The sequence below is a fragment of the Klebsiella sp. K4 genome (genome assembly GCF_014596785.2).
Lineage (GTDB): Bacteria > Pseudomonadota > Gammaproteobacteria > Enterobacterales > Enterobacteriaceae > Klebsiella > Klebsiella pneumoniae.
In genome coordinates this window covers 1,960,286-1,977,022 of sequence record NZ_CP115021.1, presented here as the reverse complement: position 1 = coordinate 1,977,022, position 16,737 = coordinate 1,960,286, and the positions used below count along the sequence as shown (strand labels likewise).

Here is a 16,737-nt window from a genome sequence, read left to right as displayed (position 1 = left end):
TTCTCTCGCCAGATCTAGAAATTAAATCGTCTTAAAAAGTGATGCAGGTTGCGCCCTGCTCCGCGCCAGAGAGCTTCTCACGCAGCGCCCCAAACATCTCCCGACCGGTTCCCACGCGCGACGCGCTGAGGTCAGGGATATGCGGCTGACGCGCCGCCAGTTCGGCCTCATCCACCAGCAGCGTCAGTTCCCCCGTCTGTCCGTTCACGCGAATAAGATCGCCATCGCGCACTTTCGCCAGCAAGCCGCCATCATACGCTTCAGGCGTGACGTGAATGGCTGACGGAACTTTACCGGAGGCGCCAGAGAGTCGGCCATCGGTCACCAGCGCTATTTTGAAACGGCGGTCCAATAATACACCAAGTGGCGGCATAAGTTTATGTAATTCTGGCATCCCGTTCGCTTTTGGCCCCTGATGACGGACCACCACCACGCAGTCTTTGTCCAGCAGCCCCGCTTCAAAGGCCGGCAACACGTCGTGCTGGCTCTCGAATACCACCGCCGGCGCTTCAATCACCTGGTTCTCCACCGGGACCGCCGAAGTTTTCATCACCGCGCGTCCCAGGTTGCCGCTCAGCACCTTGGTGCCGCCGTGGCGGGAGAATGGTTTTTCAAAGGTCGCGATGACCTGGTCGTCCAATGGCGCTGTCGCCCCTTCGCGCCAGTCCAGCTCGCCGTTATTCAGCCATGGCTCCAGGGTGTAGCGCGACAGGCCAAAGCCGGCCACGGTGTGAACATCCTCATGCAGCAGGCCGCCTTTCAGCAGCTCGCGCACCAGTACCGGAACGCCGCCTGCCGCCTGGAAGTGGTTGATATCCGCCGGGCCGTTGGGATAGAGGCGCGCCAGCAGCGGCACCACGTCTGACAGGTCGGAGAAATCGTCCCAGTTAATGATAATTCCCGCCGCGCGGGCCATCGCCACCAGGTGCATAGTGTGGTTGGTGGAGCCACCGGTCGCCAGCAGCGCCACGATGCCGTTGACCACCACTTTTTCGTCAAACATTTTGCCCAGCGGCATCCACTCATTGCCGTTGCCGGTCATGCGGGTGACCTGGCGCGCGGCGGCGGCGGTCAGCGCTTCCCGCAGCGGAGCATCCGGATGGACAAAGGACGAGCCCGGCAGCTGCATGCCCATAAATTCGACCACCATCTGGTTGGTGTTCGCCGTTCCGTAGAAAGTACAGGTCCCCGGCGCGTGATAAGAGGCGGCTTCGGACTCCAGGAGCGCCATACGGTCAACTTTCCCTTCTGCATACAGCTGGCGAATGCGAACCTTCTCTTTATTCGGTAGGCCGCTGGCCATCGGACCGGAGGGAATAAAGACCGACGGCAGATGGCCAAATGAGAGCGCCGCCATGGTCAGACCGGGAACAATTTTATCGCAGACCCCGAGATACAGGGCCCCGTCGAACATATTATGCGACAGGCCGATGGCGGCGGACATAGCGATCACCTCGCGGCTCAGGAGTGAAAGCTCCATCCCGTCCTGCCCCTGCGTTACGCCGTCGCACATCGCCGGCACGCCGCCGGCGACCTGGCCGACCGCATTGGCGCTGTGCAGCGCTTTGCGGATGATCTCCGGGTAGTGTTCATAGGGCTGGTGAGCGGACAACATGTCGTTGTAGGAGGTGATGATGGCAATGTTGTTGCGCAACATGCTCTTCAGGGAGGCTTTGTCGTCAGCCTGGCAGGCCGCGAATCCGTGAGCCAGATTGCCGCAGGCCAGTTGCGCACGATGCACGGTGTCGGTTTTGGCCTGGTTAATCCTTGCGAGGTAAGCCGCGCGGGTGTCACGCGACCGTTCGATAATGCGATTTGTTACCCGTAACATTGTCGAATTCATAAAGGCTCCTCAAATTTTTATCTGTCCGGCCGCTGCGTGATGACGTGTTGACGTGGTAAAGGCCACAAACACCAGCGCTCAGGGGCAAAATGTCTGCAGGCAGTGTAATAAAAAAAGCCCCGTGGGTGAATCCTCACGGGGCTTAAAAGATTAAAAAGCGTGCGACTTTCTGCGTCAGATCATGTTACCGGTAAAATAACCCTGACGGATTAGCCTCCAGCCTTACTCGAACTCGTTCCATGAACGACCGTCGCGAGTGATCATGGCCACCGACGCAACCGGTCCCCAGGTCCCGGCCTGATAGGGTTTCGGCGCATCGCGGTCGGCTGCCCAGGCTTCGGTAATGGAGTCAACCCATTTCCACGCCTCTTCTACTTCGTCGCGGCGAACGAACAGCGCCTGGATGCCACGCATGGTCTCCAGCAGCAGACGTTCATAGGCATCGGCCAGATGCGTCTGGTTGAAGGTTTCGGAGTAGCTCAGATCCAGTTTAGTGATCTGCAGGTTATGTTTATGATCGAGGCCCGGCACTTTGTTCAGTACCTGGATATCTACCCCTTCGTCCGGCTGCAGGCGAATGGTCAGCTTGTTCTGCGGCAGCTCCTGCCAGGTCTCTTTAAACAGATTCAGTTCCGGGGTTTTGAAGTAAACCACTACCTCTGAGCATTTGGTCGGCAGACGTTTGCCGGTGCGCAGATAGAACGGTACGCCAGCCCAGCGCCAGTTATCGATATCGACGCGGATCGCCACGAAGGTTTCGGTGTTGCTGGTCTTGTTGGCCCCCTCCTCTTCGAGATAGCCAGGCACTTTTTTGCCCTGGGCAAAGCCGGCGGTATACTGGCCGCGAACGGTTTTCTCGCGCACGTTGGAGCGGTCAATACGGCGCAGGGATTTCAGCACCTTGACCTTTTCATCACGGATGCTGTCGGCGCTGAGATCGGACGGCGGCGACATGGCAATCATGCACAGGATCTGCAGCAGGTGGTTCTGGATCATGTCGCGCATCTGCCCGGCCTGGTCGAAGTAACCCCAGCGCCCTTCAATACCCACCTCTTCCGCGACGGTGATTTCGACGTGATCGATGGTGCGGCAGTCCCAGTTATTGACGAACAGGGAGTTGGCGAAGCGCAGCGCCAGCAGGTTGAGGACCGTCTCTTTACCGAGATAGTGGTCGATACGGTAGACCTGACACTCTTCAAAAAACTCGCCGACCTGGTCGTTGATTTCACGGGAGGTTTCCAGCGAGGTGCCGAGCGGTTTTTCCATGACCACGCGCGCAGGCTTGGCATTAAGCTTCGCTTCGCCCAGCCCTTTACAGATCGCGCCAAAGGTGCTCGGCGGCATAGCGAAATAGTTGATGGTGACACGGTTCTTTTGATCCAGCATCTCACCCAGGCGGGTGAAGCCGCTGGTGTCATTGACGTCAAGATTACAGAACTCCAGGCGTCCGCTCAGGGTATCCCACAAACCTTCATCAATTTTTTCCTTCATGAAGGTTTCCAGCGCTTCGCGCACGACTTTGGTATAAGCCGCTTTATCCCAGTCGGCACGGCCGACGCCAATGATTCTGGTGTCAGCGTGGATCTGGCCCGCCTTTTCAAGCTGATACAGGGAAGGCAACAATTTACGCCGCGCCAGGTCGCCCTTCGCGCCGAAAATGACCAGGTCGCATGCCTGGGCCGTTTGCGTTACCGCCATGTCATTCTCCTCAGTTGATAGTCTGGTGCTTTTGCCAGGCTATATTTGTAATTTTCTTACACTGCACTGTACTGTGTTTACGTATTTCCCGAAAGCCTTCCCCTTCGTTTGCGGCGGTAAAACCGCACAGGGTGAAAACATTCGGCGATGATTTGGGCATTCGGCCGTTATTGTTCGTTGTTTGTACCTGGTTCAGGTCAGTAAAATACGACCCTGATCATGTAATGAAAAAAAACAACATCATTTCACGTCATTCCTCACCGCTTGCGCTTGCGGAGGGGTATATTCTTGCTAAAACGCCCAATGATTTCACCCATTAATGAAATCGTTTCCATTGATGAGCGCCCTGTTACTAATGAACATGCTGGAAAAAATCCAGTCCCGACTGGAACACCTTAGCAAATCTGAACGCAAAGTGGCGGAAGTGATCCTCGCCACCCCCGAGCAGGCCATTCATTCGAGCATCGCCGCCCTCGCCCTTGAGGCCGGGGTTAGCGAACCGACCGTCAATCGCTTCTGCCGTAGTCTCGAAACCCGCGGATTCCCTGACTTCAAACTGCATCTGGCCCAGAGCCTTGCGCACGGCACGCTCTATGTTAACCGGAATGTCGATGAAGACGACAGCGTTGAGTCATACACGGGAAAAATATTCGAATCGGCCATGGCGAGTTTAGATCAGGTGCACCATTCTCTCGACATGTCGGCGGTAAATCGCGCGGTGGATCTGCTGACTCAGGCCAAAAAAATCGCCTTTTTCGGCCTCGGCTCCTCAGCGGCGGTCGCTCACGACGCGATGAACAAATTTTTCCGCTTTAACGTGCCGGTCATCTATTCCGACGACATTGTCCTGCAACGGATGAGCTGTATGAATTGCGATGACGATGATGTGGTGGTGATTATCTCGCATACCGGAAGAACCAAGAGCCTGGTGGAGCTGGCGCAGCTGGCTCGTGAAAACGATGCCATGGTGATCGCTCTCACCTCCGCCGGTACGCCGCTAGCCAGGGAAGCCACGCTCGCCATTACCCTTGATGTGCCGGAAGATACCGACATCTATATGCCGATGGTCTCCCGTTTGGCCCAGTTGACCGTCATTGACGTGTTGGCGACTGGCTTTACCTTGCGTCGGGGGGCAAAATTCAGAGATAACTTGAAGAGGGTCAAGGAAGCGCTGAAGGAATCGCGTTTTGATAAAGAACCATTCGTACCCAGTGATAATCAATAAAAGTTGATAACAAGCAGTACCCCATTACACCTTCGATAACGATCCGGCTGTGCGACGTTGCAGGCTGGCGCTACCGAATCCATGTTCACGCAACACCAAAGTTGTATCAGTCAACGGAGTATTACATGTCCAGAAGGCTTCGCAGAACCAAAATCGTTACTACCTTAGGCCCGGCAACTGACCGCGATAACAACCTGGAAAAGGTTATCGCCGCGGGCGCAAACGTAGTACGTATGAACTTCTCTCACGGCACCCCGGAAGATCATCAGCTCCGTGCCGACAAAGTGCGTGAGATTGCGGCAAAACTGGGCCGTCATGTGGCCATCCTCGGCGACCTCCAGGGACCAAAAATTCGCGTATCGACCTTCAAAGAAGGCAAAATTTTCCTCAACGTCGGCGATAAATTCCTGCTCGACGCAAACCTTGGCAAAGGCGAAGGCGACAAAGAGAAAGTCGGGATCGACTATAAAGGCCTGCCGGCGGACGTCGTGCCGGGCGATATCTTATTGCTCGACGATGGTCGCGTGCAGCTGAAAGTCCTCGAAGTTCAGGGGATGAAAGTGTTCACTGAAGTGACCGTCGGCGGCCCGTTGTCCAACAACAAAGGGATCAACAAGCTGGGCGGCGGCCTGTCTGCCGAAGCGCTGACCGACAAAGATAAAGCTGATATCGTCACCGCCGCTAAAATCGGCGTCGATTACCTGGCCGTCTCTTTCCCGCGCTGCGGCGAAGACCTGAACTACGCCCGTCGCCTGGCGCGCGATGCCGGCTGCGATGCGAAAATCGTCGCCAAAGTTGAGCGTGCCGAAGCGGTTTGCGATCAGGATGCGATGGACGACGTGATCCTCGCCTCCGATGTGGTAATGGTTGCCCGTGGCGACCTCGGCGTCGAGATCGGCGATCCTGAGCTGGTGGGCATCCAGAAAGCGCTGATCCGTCGTGCCCGTCAGCTGAACCGTTCCGTCATCACCGCCACCCAGATGATGGAGTCGATGATCACCAACCCGATGCCGACTCGCGCGGAAGTGATGGACGTGGCCAACGCCGTGCTGGATGGTACCGATGCGGTGATGCTCTCCGCGGAGACCGCTGCCGGTCAGTATCCTTCGGAAACCGTGGCCGCGATGGCGCGCGTGTGTCTGGGCGCGGAAAAAATCCCTAGCCTCAACGTCTCCAAACACCGTCTGGACGTCCAGTTCGACAACGTGGAAGAAGCAATTGCCATGTCGGCGATGTATGCCGCCAACCACCTGAAAGGCATCACCGCCATCATCACCATGACCGAATCGGGCCGTACCGCGCTGATGACTTCGCGCATTAGCTCCGGTCTGCCGATTTTCGCCCTCTCCCGCCACGAGCGCACCCTGAACCTGACCGCCCTCTACCGCGGGGTGACGCCGGTGTTCTTCGACAGCCAGAATGACGGGGTGGCCGCCGCGCACGACGCCGTCAATCTGCTGCGGGACAAAGGCTATCTGGTCTCCGGCGACCTCGTGGTCGTTACCCAGGGTGACGTGATGAGCACCATCGGCAGCACCAACACCACCCGTATCCTCACCGTCGAGTAAGCACGGTAGAGATAAAAAAGCCTCCTGACGGAGGCTTTTTTTATTTCTTTTTCGGGAACAGCTCTTTGCGTTTATAGGGCTCGATTTCACCCGGCTTGCGCGTTTTCAGCAGCTTCAGGATCCAGGTATACTGCTCGGTGTGCGGCTTAACAAACACTTCCACTTCTTCGTTCATCCGCCGGGCGATGGTCGTATCGTCAGCGTCCAGCAGATCGTCCATCGGCGGGCGCACCAGCACCGTCAGGCGGTGCGTCTTGCCATCGTAGACCGGGAACAGCGGTACGACGCGGGCGCGGCACACTTTCATTAAGCGGCCAATCGCCGGCAGCGTGGCCTTGTAGGTAGCAAAGAAATCCACAAACTCGCTGTGTTCGGCGCCGTGATCCTGATCGGGCAGATAGTAGCCCCAGTAGCCCTGGCGCACCGACTGAATAAACGGTTTGATCCCATCGTTGCGCGCGTGCATACGCCCGCCAAAACGACGACGCACGGTATTCCACACGTAATCGAACACCGGGTTACCCTGGTTATGGAACATCGCCGCCATCTTCTGCCCGCCGGAGGCCATCAGCATCGCCGGGATATCCACACCCCATGCATGCGGAACGAGAAAAATCACCTTCTCATTATTGCGCTGCATCTCGTCGATGATCGCTTTCCCCTGCCAGTCGACGCGGGCAAGGATTTTCTGCGGATCGCGCAGGCCCAGCTCGGCCATCATCACCATCGCCTGCGGCGCCGAGGCATACATGGCGTCGATAATCGCTTCCCGCTCGTACTCGCTTTTTTCCGGGAAGCAGTACAGCAAATTAATCTGCGCCCGGCGGCGCGAGCTTTTCGCCAGACGCCCTACCAGACGACCGAGTTTGCCGAGGAGCGGATCGCGAAAGGATGGCGGCGTCAGCGCAATACCGGCGAAGGCAAAGACCCCCAGCCAGGCGCCCCAGTAGCGCGGCAGTAAAAAGGATTTTTCAAACTTAGGGATAAACTCAATATTATTTTTTTTCGTTTCCATGCCCAATCCGCAGATCGACTGCTTAATCAAGATAATGGGATAGTGTAGCGAGACGTCGGGTATCCTACAAAAGAAAAAGCCGGCGCCCTGGGGCACCGGCTTTCCACTGACCGGTGGTTAGTCAAACCGCAGCTGCGGAACGACCTCTTTGACCTGCGCCAGATAGTCGGTCCGGTCGGAACCGCTCAGCCCTTCGGTACGCGGCAGCTTAGCCGTCAGCGGGTTGACCGCCTGCTGGTTGATCCACACTTCGTAGTGCAGGTGTGGCCCGGTAGAGCGTCCGGTATTCCCCGACAGCGCAATGCGATCCCCGCGCTTCACTTTCTGCCCCGGCTTCACTAACAGCTTACGCAGGTGCATGTAGCGAGTGGTATAGGTGCGACCGTGGCGGATCGCGACGTAATACCCGGCAGCGCCGCTGCGTTTGGCCACGACTACTTCACCATCGCCCACCGCCAGCACTGGCGTTCCCTGCGGCATCGCGAAATCGACGCCACGGTGCGGCGCGACGCGGCCGGTGACCGGGTTCAGACGACGCGGATTAAAGTTAGAGGAGACGCGGAACTGACGCGCCGTTGGGAAGCGCATAAAGCCCTTCGCCAGACCCGTCCCGTTGCGGTCGTAGAATTTGCCGTCTTCGGCGCGGATGGCATAGTAATCCTTACCGTCAGAGCGAAGACGCACGCCGAGTAACTGGCTTTGCTCACGTTTGCCGTCGAGCATTTCGCGCGACATCAATACCGAGAATTCGTCGCCTTTCTTCAGCTTACGGAAATCCATCTGCCACTGCATGGCCTTGATCACCGCGCTGATTTCCGTGCTGGTCAGCCCGGCATCACGCGCGCTGGAGACAAAGCTGGCGCCGACGGTGCCCTTCAGCACGCTGTTGACCCAATCGCCTTTCTGCAGCTCGCTGCTCATTTTAAAACCGTTATCCACACGGGTATAGGTGCGGGTCTCGCGGCGGGACATCTCCCAGGTCAGGCTCTGCAGATCGCCGTCGGCGGTCAGGGTCCAGGAGAGCTGCTGGCCAATCTTCAGGTTGCGCAGCTCTTTATCGGCGGAGGAGAGCTGGGCGATATCGCCCATATCGATACCGTACTGGTTCAGGATGCTGCTGAGCGTATCGCCGGTCGACACCACATATTCGTGACCGCCGGCATCGCTATCGGCCTTCTCGTCGAGTTCATCCTGAGGAATGGCTTCTTCTTCCTGCGGGGCCTGGTCGATCGGCTCGGAGGCTTCCGGCAGCAGGGAGCGGATCTCGCTTTTTTCCAGTTCAATGGTTCTGACGATGGGGGCGGATTCCGGGTGGTAAATGTAGGGTCGCCAGACGGCGACCGCTAAGGTAAGAACGCTAAGCGACCCCAGCATGACGCGATGAGGTCGTGGCAAATTGTTGAATGCCTGAGTGACAGCGCGGGCTATCTGTTGCACGTATTCACTTCCTCGTTAATCTCCTTTCAGGCAGCTCGAATACTGATTCGCCAGTTGGGTGAGGAATTGCGGGTAACTCGTTTTACCCAGCGTAATTCCTGTCCCCAGTGGATCCAGGGTCCCCATGCGCACAGACGTGCCCCGGGCAACAGCTTCGATAACCGCTGGCCTGAACTGTGGCTCAGCAAAAACGCAAGTGGCTTTCTGCTCAACCAGTTGTGTTCTGATTTCGTGTAAACGCTGCGCACCGGGCTGTATTTCAGGGTTGACGGTAAAGTGCCCCAGCGAGGTCAAACCGTAGTGTTTTTCAAAGTAACCGTAGGCGTCATGAAAAACGAAATAGCCCTTCCCTTTCAGCGGTGCCAGCTCATTGCTCACCTGCTTGTCGGTCGCCGCCAGCGCGGTCTCGAACTGCTGCAGGTTGCTGTCGAGTTTGGCTCGACTCTGCGGCATAAGTTCCAATAATTTATCGTGGATTGCAACCGCCGAAAGCCGCGCTATCTCTGGGGATAACCACAGATGCATATTGTAAATACCGTGATGGTGATCGCCGTCACCTTTTTCTGCTGCGCCATGGCCATGACCATGGTGATCGTCATCGTCGTCCGCCCCGGTGATGAGCAGCGGTTTGACCCCATCCAGCTCGGCAATCGTCACCTTTTTATTCGCCGCAATGCTTTGCGTCGACTTATCCATAAAGGCTTCCATTTCCGGACCAATCCACACCACTAAGTCTGCGTTCTGTAAGCGTTTTACATCAGAAGGACGGAGGGAATAATCATGCTCGGAGGCGCCATCGGGCAGCAGCACCTGGGTCTCGGTCACCCCATCGGCGATGGCCGCCGCAATAAAGCCCAGCGGTTTCATAGAAGTCACCACGGCGGCGCTGGCCAGCGGTACCTGCGCGAACAAAAAAACAGCGCCAAGTCCAGCGCAAAGAAGCGTATTTTTATGTAACATAATGCGTCTAGTCATCGAAATAAGTGAGTGTGATGTGATATTATAACATTCACTAGCTTGTGCAACCCCTAAATTACTATGACAAACCTTGTAACGCTGGAAAATGTCTCGGTGGCCTTTGGCCAACGCCGCGTGTTGTCTGACATCTCGCTGGCTCTCACGCCAGGCAAAATCTTAACCCTGCTGGGCCCCAACGGCGCCGGCAAATCGACCCTTGTGCGGGTGGTCCTCGGGCTGGTAGCACCGACAGAGGGTGTTATCAAGCGTGACGCACGCCTGCGCATCGGCTATGTGCCGCAGAAACTGCATCTGGACGCCACGCTGCCGCTGACCGTTAGCCGCTTCCTGCGTTTGCGCCCGGGCACCCGTAAAGACGACATCCTGCCGGCGCTGAAGCGCGTGCAGGCGGGGCATCTGATCGATGCGCCGATGCAAAAGCTCTCCGGCGGCGAAACGCAGCGCGTACTGCTGGCCCGCGCCCTGCTCAACCGTCCGCAGCTGCTGGTGCTGGATGAACCGACCCAGGGTGTTGACGTCAACGGCCAGGTGGCGCTCTACGATCTTATCAACCAGCTGCGCCATGAACTGGACTGCGCGGTGCTAATGGTATCCCACGATCTGCATCTGGTGATGGCCAAAACCGACGAAGTTCTGTGCCTGAACCAGCATATCTGCTGCTCTGGCGCACCGGAGGTGGTCTCCATGCACCCGGAGTTTATCTCCATGTTCGGCCCGCGCGGCGCGGAACAGCTGGGGATATACCGCCACCACCATAATCACCGCCACGACCTTCAGGGGCGAATTGTACTGCGTCGGGGAAACAGCCGCTAATGATTGAACTTCTGTTACCTGGCTGGCTTGCCGGGATGATGCTGGCCTGCGCCGCTGGTCCGCTGGGCTCCTTTGTGGTCTGGCGCCGCATGTCTTATTTCGGCGACACGCTGGCGCATGCGTCTCTGCTCGGCGTCGCTTTCGGTTTATTGCTTAACGTCAATCCGTTCTATGCAGTGATCGCCGTGACCCTGCTGCTGGCCGGCGGGCTGGTGTGGCTGGAAAAACGACCGCATCTGGCGATCGATACCCTGCTGGGCATCATGGCGCACAGCGCGCTGTCCCTGGGGCTGGTGGTGGTCAGTCTGATGTCTAACGTCCGCGTCGATCTGATGGCGTACCTGTTCGGCGATCTGCTGGCGGTTACGCCGCAGGACCTGATCGCCATTGCCATTGGCGTGGTGATTGTGATTGGCATTCTGCTCTGGCAGTGGCGGAATCTGTTGGCGATGACCATCAGTCCGGACCTGGCGTTTGTCGACGGCGTGAAGCTGCAGCGGGTCAAGCTGCTGTTGATGCTGGTCACCGCCCTGACTATCGGCGTGGCGATGAAGTTCGTCGGGGCGCTGATCATTACTTCCCTGCTGATTATCCCGGCCGCCACCGCCCGCCGTTTTGCCCGTACGCCGGAGCAGATGGCCGCCGTAGCGGTGGGCGTGGGCATGCTGGCCGTTACCGGCGGGTTAACCTTCTCGGCTTTCTACGATACCCCGGCCGGGCCGTCGGTGGTGCTCTGCGCCGCGGTGCTGTTTATTCTCAGCATGACGAAAAAAGCCGCCAGCTGAAAATGAAAAAGCCCGGTCACGCTGCTGACCGGGCTTCACCATAAACTGCTCAACCGCAACGCGCTACGGCATTTCCGGCGGCGTAATCCCGAAATGATTCCAGGCGCGCACCGTCGCCATTCTTCCCCGCGGCGTACGCTGCAGAAAGCCCTGCTGAATTAAGTAGGGCTCCAGTACATCTTCAATGGTTTCCCGCTCTTCGCCAATCGCGGCGGCGAGGTTGTCCAGCCCCACCGGGCCGCCAAAGAACTTATCTATCACCGCCAGCAGCAGCTTACGGTCCATATAGTCGAACCCTTCCGCATCGACGTTAAGCATATCCAGCGCCTGGGCGGCAATATCGGCGGAGATGGTGCCGTCGTGGCGCACTTCCGCAAAGTCACGCACCCGGCGCAGCAGACGGTTGGCAATGCGCGGCGTGCCGCGTGAACGGCGGGCTACTTCCAGCGCGCCCTCGTCGCTCATCTCCAGCCCCATATGGCGGGCGCTGCGGCTGACAATATGCTGCAGATCGGGGATCTGATAGAACTCCAGACGCTGCACGATGCCAAAGCGATCGCGCAGCGGCGAGGTCAACGAACCGGCGCGGGTGGTGGCGCCGATCAGGGTAAACGGCGGCAGATCGATCTTGATGGAACGCGCCGCGGGACCTTCGCCAATCATAATATCCAGCTGGTAGTCTTCCATTGCCGGATAGAGCACCTCTTCCACCACCGGCGAGAGGCGATGGATCTCATCGATAAACAGTACATCGTGCGGTTCGAGGTTGGTGAGCATCGCGGCGAGATCGCCCGCCTTCTCCAGCACCGGGCCGGAGGTGGTACGCAGATTCACCCCCATTTCATTGGCGACGATATTGGCCAGGGTGGTTTTCCCCAACCCTGGCGGGCCAAAAATCAGCAGGTGATCGAGGGCGTCGCCGCGCAGCTTCGCCGCCTGGATAAAGATCTCCATCTGCGAACGCACCTGCGGCTGGCCGACATACTCTGCCAGCAATTTTGGGCGGATGGCGCGGTCAGCGGCCTCTTCAAAGCCGCTGCTGTCTGCCGATACCAGCCGGTCTGCTTCAATCATCCCTTACCTCACAACGCAGCGCGCAGCGCTTCGCGAATTAGCGTTTCACTGTTGGCGTCCGGACGCGCGATCTTGCTGACCATCCGGCTGGCCTCCTGCGGTTTATAGCCCAGCGCGACCAGCGCGGCAACCGCTTCCTGCTCGGCATCGTCCGCCGTTGGGCCTGCCGGCGAGGTCAGCACCAGATCGGCCGCCGGGGTGAACAGGTCGCCGTGCAGCCCTTTGAAGCGATCTTTCATCTCAACGATCAGACGTTCAGCGGTTTTTTTGCCAATCCCCGGCAGCTTCACCAGCGAGGCGACCTCTTCCCGTTCAACGGCGTTGACGAACTGCTGCGCCGACATGCCGGAGAGGATCGCCAGCGCCAGCTTGGGTCCCACGCCGTTGGTTTTAATCAACTCTTTAAACAGGGTACGTTCCTGTTTGTTGTTAAACCCATACAGCAGCTGGGCATCTTCACGCACCACAAAGTGGGTGAAGACGATCGCCTCCTGCCCGGCCTCCGGCAGCTCATAGAAGCAGGTCATTGGCATGTGCACTTCATAGCCGACGCCCGCCGTTTCCAGCAACACCAGCGGGGGTTGTTTTTCGAGAATGATGCCTCTGAGTCTGCCTATCACGTGGGGCTCCTGCGTTATGGTCTAAGTATCTGGCGGTATCATAAAAAAAGGCTGGATAGATATCCAGCCTGATTTGCGATTATCGTAAGCGCCCCCGCGCCAGATTGAGCCGGGTCTCGCTGATCTGAGCGGCATTCTGGCTGACATGGCAATGGGTGATGGCGATCGCCAGCGCATCCGCCGCATCCGCCTGCGGATTGGCGGGCAGCTTGAGCAAGGTGCGCACCATATGCTGGACCTGGCTCTTTTCGGCGCTGCCAATCCCGACCACGGTCTGCTTGACCTGACGGGCGGCGTATTCAAACACCGGCAGCGCCTGATTGGTCGCTGCGACGATCGCCACCCCGCGCGCCTGCCCGAGCTTTAACGCCGAGTCGGCATTCTTGGCCATAAAGACCTGCTCAATGGCGAAATAGTCGGGCTGGAACTGGGTGATGATCTCCGTCACCCCGGCGTAGATCAGCTTCAGCCGCGACGGCAGATCGTCCACTTTGGTGCGGATGCATCCGCTGCCCAGATAGCTCAGCTGCCGCCCAACCTGGCGGATCACGCCATAACCGGTAACGCGCGACCCCGGGTCAATGCCGAGAATAATAGCCATCACGCGCCTCCGGTTAACCGTGGATGCGGCTGCATCACAGGGTGGCTGCGACCTCGTCGGAGATCTCGCCGTTATGGTACACTTCCTGCACGTCGTCGCAGTCTTCCAGCATATCGATCAGACGCAGCAGCTTCGGCGCCGTCTCGGCATCCATATCCGCTTTGGTGGACGGAATCATTGAGACTTCGGCAGCGTCGGCTTTCAGGCCGGCGGCTTCCAGCGCGTCGCGCACAGCGCCCATCTCTTCCCAGGCGGTGTAGACGTCGATGGCGCCGTCGTCATAGGTCACCACGTCTTCTGCGCCTGCTTCCAGCGCCGCTTCCATGATAGTGTCTTCATCGCCTTTCTCGAAGGAGATAACGCCTTTCTTGCTGAACAGGTAGGAGACGGAACCGTCGGTGCCGAGGTTACCCCCGGTTTTGGTGAAGGCGTGACGCACTTCCGCAACGGTACGGTTACGGTTGTCGGACAGACATTCCACCATCACCGCGGTGCCGCCAGGGCCGTAACCTTCATAAATGATGGTTTCCATGTTCGCGTCTTCATCGCCGCCGACGCCGCGCGCGATGGCGCGGTTCAGGGTGTCGCGAGTCATGTTGTTAGACAGCGCTTTATCAACGGCCGCACGCAGACGCGGGTTGGAAGCCGGATCGCCGCCGCCCAGACGCGCGGCGGTGACCAGCTCGCGAATGATTTTCGTAAAGATTTTACCGCGTTTGGCATCCTGTGCCGCTTTGCGGTGTTTGGTGTTGGCCCATTTACTATGACCTGCCATAAAAAACTCTCCAAAAAGCGCGCCCTTTCAGGCGGCGTTAATTACAAATTCTTCAATCGCCTGCCGGTTGCTCCACGACTTGGTCAGCGCAGCGGCTTCCGTCGCGCTGACCCAGCGATAGGCCAGATGTTCGGTGAAAGTAATCTCCCGCTCATGAGGCAGCGCAAGACAGAACCAGAATTCCGTATTGCGCTCTACACCCGGCGCATAGCGATGACGCAAATGAGAAAATATCTCGAACTCCACCGTGCGCTGACAGTCGATTAAGGTCAGTTGCTCGCAGGCAACGTCAATGGCGACCTCTTCCTTTACTTCACGCGCGGCGGCCTGCAGCGCGGTCTCTCCAGCTTCCAGGCTGCCGGTGACCGACTGCCAGAACGCGGGATCGTCGCGCCGCTGCAACATCAGCACCCGTTTCGTATCTTCGGCGTAAATGACCACCAGCACCGAAACGGGCAGCTTAAATGACATATTACTTGTTCTCCAGAGACGCTTTTGCCTCTTTCTCCACAACCTGAATACCCAGCTCACCGAGCGCCGCCGGATTGGCGAAGCTTGGCGCTTCGGTCATCAGGCAGGCGGCCGCGGTGGTTTTCGGGAAAGCGATAACGTCGCGGATGTTATCGGTACCGGTCAGCAGCATGGTCAGACGGTCAAGACCGAAGGCCAGACCTGCATGCGGCGGCGTACCGTACTTCAGCGCATCCAGCAGGAAGCCGAATTTCTCACGCTGTTCCTGTTCGTTAATGCCCAGAATACCAAATACGGTCTGCTGCATCTCGCCGCGGTGGATTCGCACCGAACCGCCGCCGACTTCATAACCGTTAATAACCATATCGTAGGCGTTGGCTACAGCCTCTTCCGGGGCGGCTTTCAGCTCATCCGCGGTCATATCTTTCGGCGAGGTGAACGGATGGTGCATCGCCGTCAGGCCGCCTTCGCCGTCGTCTTCGAACATCGGGAAGTCGATCACCCACAGCGGCGCCCATTTGCTCTCGTCAGTCAGACTCAGGTCTTTACCCAGCTTCAGACGCAGCGCGCCCAGCGCGTCGGCCACTACTTTCTTGTTGTCGGCGCCGAAGAAGATCATGTCTCCATCCTGCGCGCCGGTGCGGTCAAGGATCGCTTCCACGATTTCAGCGGTCAGGAATTTGGCCACCGGGCTGTTGATCCCGTCCATGCCTTTGGCACGCTCGGTCACTTTAATATAGGCCAGCCCTTTCGCGCCGTAGATCTTCACAAAGTTGCCGTATTCGTCAATCAGCTTGCGGGTCAGAGAGGCCCCGCCCGGGACGCGCAGGGCCGCCACGCGCCCTTTCGGATCGTTGGCCGGGCCGGCAAAGACCGCGAATTCCACAAACTTCAGCAGGTCGGCGACGTCCACCAGCTCCATCGGGTTACGCAGATCCGGTTTATCGGAGCCATAGCGACGTTCGGCTTCGGCGAAGGTCATGATCGGGAACTCGCCCAGGTCGACGCCTTTCACTTCCAGCCACAGCTGACGCACCATCGCCTCCATGATCTCACGCACCTGCGGCGCGGTCATAAAGGAGGTTTCCACGTCGATCTGGGTGAATTCAGGCTGACGGTCGGCACGCAGGTCTTCATCGCGGAAGCATTTGACGATCTGATAGTAGCGGTCGAAGCCGGACATCATCAGCAGCTGTTTGAACAGCTGCGGAGACTGCGGCAGCGCGTAGAATTTGCCTTTGTGCACGCGGGAAGGCACGAGGTAATCGCGGGCGCCTTCCGGGGTGGCTTTAGTCAGCATCGGGGTTTCGATGTCGAGGAAGCCATGGTCGTCCATAAAGCGGCGCACAAAGCTGGTAATTTTCGCGCGGGTTTTCAGGCGCTGCGCCATCTCCGGACGACGCAGGTCGAGGTAGCGGTATTTCAGACGCGCTTCTTCGGTGTTGACGTGATTGGAGTCCAGCGGCAGCGATTCTGAGCGGTTAATGATCGTCAGATCGGAAGCCAGCACTTCGATAGCGCCGGTGGCCATGTCCGCGTTGATGTTTTTCTCTTCACGCGCGCGAACGGTGCCAGTGACCTGAATGCAGAACTCATTACGCAGTTCAGAGGCTAACTTCAACGCATCCGCACGATCCGGATCGAAAAACACCTGAACGATGCCTTCGCGGTCGCGCATATCGATAAAAATGAGGCTACCGAGATCGCGACGGCGGTTGACCCAACCACACAGAGTCACCTGCTGCCCAACGTGGGACTGTCGAAGCTGTCCGCAATATTCTGTACGCATGAGATATCCCTTAACTTAGCCGTCGGCGGATTGTCGTCTGCCCTG

At 58.2% G+C, this 16,737-nt stretch carries 16 protein-coding genes; 4 read left to right on the top strand and 12 right to left on the bottom strand.

Going from position 1 to position 16,737, the window contains the following annotated elements:
• Nucleotides 1-31 precede the first annotated feature (31 nt).
• The 3 genes from edd to IB144_RS09765 form a co-directional block, all read right to left on the bottom strand.
• Nucleotides 32-1,843 (bottom strand): phosphogluconate dehydratase, encoded by a 1,812-nt coding sequence (gene edd / locus IB144_RS09775; protein WP_002911425.1) that lies wholly within the window; start codon nucleotides 1,841-1,843, stop codon nucleotides 32-34.
• 222 nt (nucleotides 1,844-2,065) lie between these two features.
• Nucleotides 2,066-3,541 carry a glucose-6-phosphate dehydrogenase gene (gene zwf, locus IB144_RS09770; protein WP_002911427.1) on the bottom strand — a complete coding sequence of 492 codons (1,476 nt, stop codon included), beginning with the start codon at nucleotides 3,539-3,541 and terminating at the stop codon, nucleotides 2,066-2,068.
• A gap of 10 nt (nucleotides 3,542-3,551) precedes the next feature.
• Nucleotides 3,552-3,701: a hypothetical protein gene (locus IB144_RS09765; RefSeq protein ID WP_004145554.1), complete on the bottom strand. Its 150-nt coding sequence runs from the start codon at nucleotides 3,699-3,701 to the stop codon at nucleotides 3,552-3,554.
• Between the two features lie 159 nt (nucleotides 3,702-3,860).
• Here IB144_RS09765 and IB144_RS09760 point away from each other — a divergent pair, with 159 nt between their 5' ends.
• Nucleotides 3,861-4,766, top strand: a complete 906-nt coding sequence (locus IB144_RS09760; RefSeq protein ID WP_004145555.1) for a MurR/RpiR family transcriptional regulator — start codon at nucleotides 3,861-3,863, stop codon at nucleotides 4,764-4,766.
• Between the two features lie 125 nt (nucleotides 4,767-4,891).
• Nucleotides 4,892-6,334, top strand: coding sequence for a pyruvate kinase (pyk, locus tag IB144_RS09755; RefSeq protein WP_002911440.1), 1,443 nt, complete (start codon nucleotides 4,892-4,894; stop codon nucleotides 6,332-6,334).
• A 40-nt stretch (nucleotides 6,335-6,374) separates the two neighbouring features.
• Here pyk and lpxM read toward each other — a convergent pair whose 3' ends face one another.
• From lpxM to znuA, 3 genes are all read right to left on the bottom strand, one after another.
• Nucleotides 6,375-7,349 (bottom strand): lauroyl-Kdo(2)-lipid IV(A) myristoyltransferase, encoded by a 975-nt coding sequence (gene lpxM, locus IB144_RS09750; protein WP_004175421.1) that lies wholly within the window; start codon nucleotides 7,347-7,349, stop codon nucleotides 6,375-6,377.
• 117 nt (nucleotides 7,350-7,466) lie between these two features.
• Nucleotides 7,467-8,786 carry a murein DD-endopeptidase MepM gene (mepM, locus tag IB144_RS09745; RefSeq protein WP_004148858.1) on the bottom strand — a complete coding sequence of 440 codons (1,320 nt, stop codon included), beginning with the start codon at nucleotides 8,784-8,786 and terminating at the stop codon, nucleotides 7,467-7,469.
• A 15-nt stretch (nucleotides 8,787-8,801) separates the two neighbouring features.
• Nucleotides 8,802-9,746 carry a zinc ABC transporter substrate-binding protein ZnuA gene (gene znuA, locus IB144_RS09740; protein ID WP_004199391.1) on the bottom strand — a complete coding sequence of 315 codons (945 nt, stop codon included), beginning with the start codon at nucleotides 9,744-9,746 and terminating at the stop codon, nucleotides 8,802-8,804.
• A gap of 111 nt (nucleotides 9,747-9,857) precedes the next feature.
• On the opposite strand from znuA, the gene znuC reads away from it, so the two are divergent.
• Together znuC and znuB are read left to right on the top strand one after the other, a co-directional pair.
• Entirely contained in the window at nucleotides 9,858-10,577 is a 720-nt protein-coding gene (znuC, locus tag IB144_RS09735; RefSeq protein ID WP_004197828.1) for a zinc ABC transporter ATP-binding protein ZnuC, read from the top strand.
• Entirely contained in the window at nucleotides 10,577-11,362 is a 786-nt protein-coding gene (gene znuB, locus IB144_RS09730; RefSeq protein ID WP_004212745.1) for a zinc ABC transporter permease subunit ZnuB, read from the top strand. The genes znuC and znuB overlap by 1 nt, the downstream gene beginning before the upstream one ends.
• A gap of 63 nt (nucleotides 11,363-11,425) precedes the next feature.
• Here znuB and ruvB read toward each other — a convergent pair whose 3' ends face one another.
• From ruvB to aspS, 6 genes are all read right to left on the bottom strand, one after another.
• Nucleotides 11,426-12,436, bottom strand: coding sequence for a Holliday junction branch migration DNA helicase RuvB (gene ruvB, locus IB144_RS09725; RefSeq protein WP_004148860.1), 1,011 nt, complete (start codon nucleotides 12,434-12,436; stop codon nucleotides 11,426-11,428).
• 8 nt (nucleotides 12,437-12,444) lie between these two features.
• The gene (gene ruvA, locus IB144_RS09720) at nucleotides 12,445-13,056 is read right to left on the bottom strand and encodes a Holliday junction branch migration protein RuvA (protein WP_002911454.1); all 612 of its coding nucleotides are present in this window, start codon (nucleotides 13,054-13,056) and stop codon (nucleotides 12,445-12,447) included.
• A 79-nt stretch (nucleotides 13,057-13,135) separates the two neighbouring features.
• Nucleotides 13,136-13,657 carry a crossover junction endodeoxyribonuclease RuvC gene (gene ruvC / locus IB144_RS09715; protein ID WP_002911456.1) on the bottom strand — a complete coding sequence of 174 codons (522 nt, stop codon included), beginning with the start codon at nucleotides 13,655-13,657 and terminating at the stop codon, nucleotides 13,136-13,138.
• Between the two features lie 34 nt (nucleotides 13,658-13,691).
• Nucleotides 13,692-14,432 carry a YebC/PmpR family DNA-binding transcriptional regulator gene (locus tag IB144_RS09710; protein WP_002911459.1) on the bottom strand — a complete coding sequence of 247 codons (741 nt, stop codon included), beginning with the start codon at nucleotides 14,430-14,432 and terminating at the stop codon, nucleotides 13,692-13,694.
• 27 nt (nucleotides 14,433-14,459) lie between these two features.
• Nucleotides 14,460-14,903 carry a dihydroneopterin triphosphate diphosphatase gene (gene nudB / locus IB144_RS09705; RefSeq protein ID WP_002911477.1) on the bottom strand — a complete coding sequence of 148 codons (444 nt, stop codon included), beginning with the start codon at nucleotides 14,901-14,903 and terminating at the stop codon, nucleotides 14,460-14,462.
• A gap of 1 nt (nucleotide 14,904) precedes the next feature.
• Nucleotides 14,905-16,692, bottom strand: a complete 1,788-nt coding sequence (gene aspS, locus IB144_RS09700; RefSeq protein ID WP_065888602.1) for an aspartate--tRNA ligase — start codon at nucleotides 16,690-16,692, stop codon at nucleotides 14,905-14,907.
• Nucleotides 16,693-16,737: the final 45 nt, after the last annotated feature.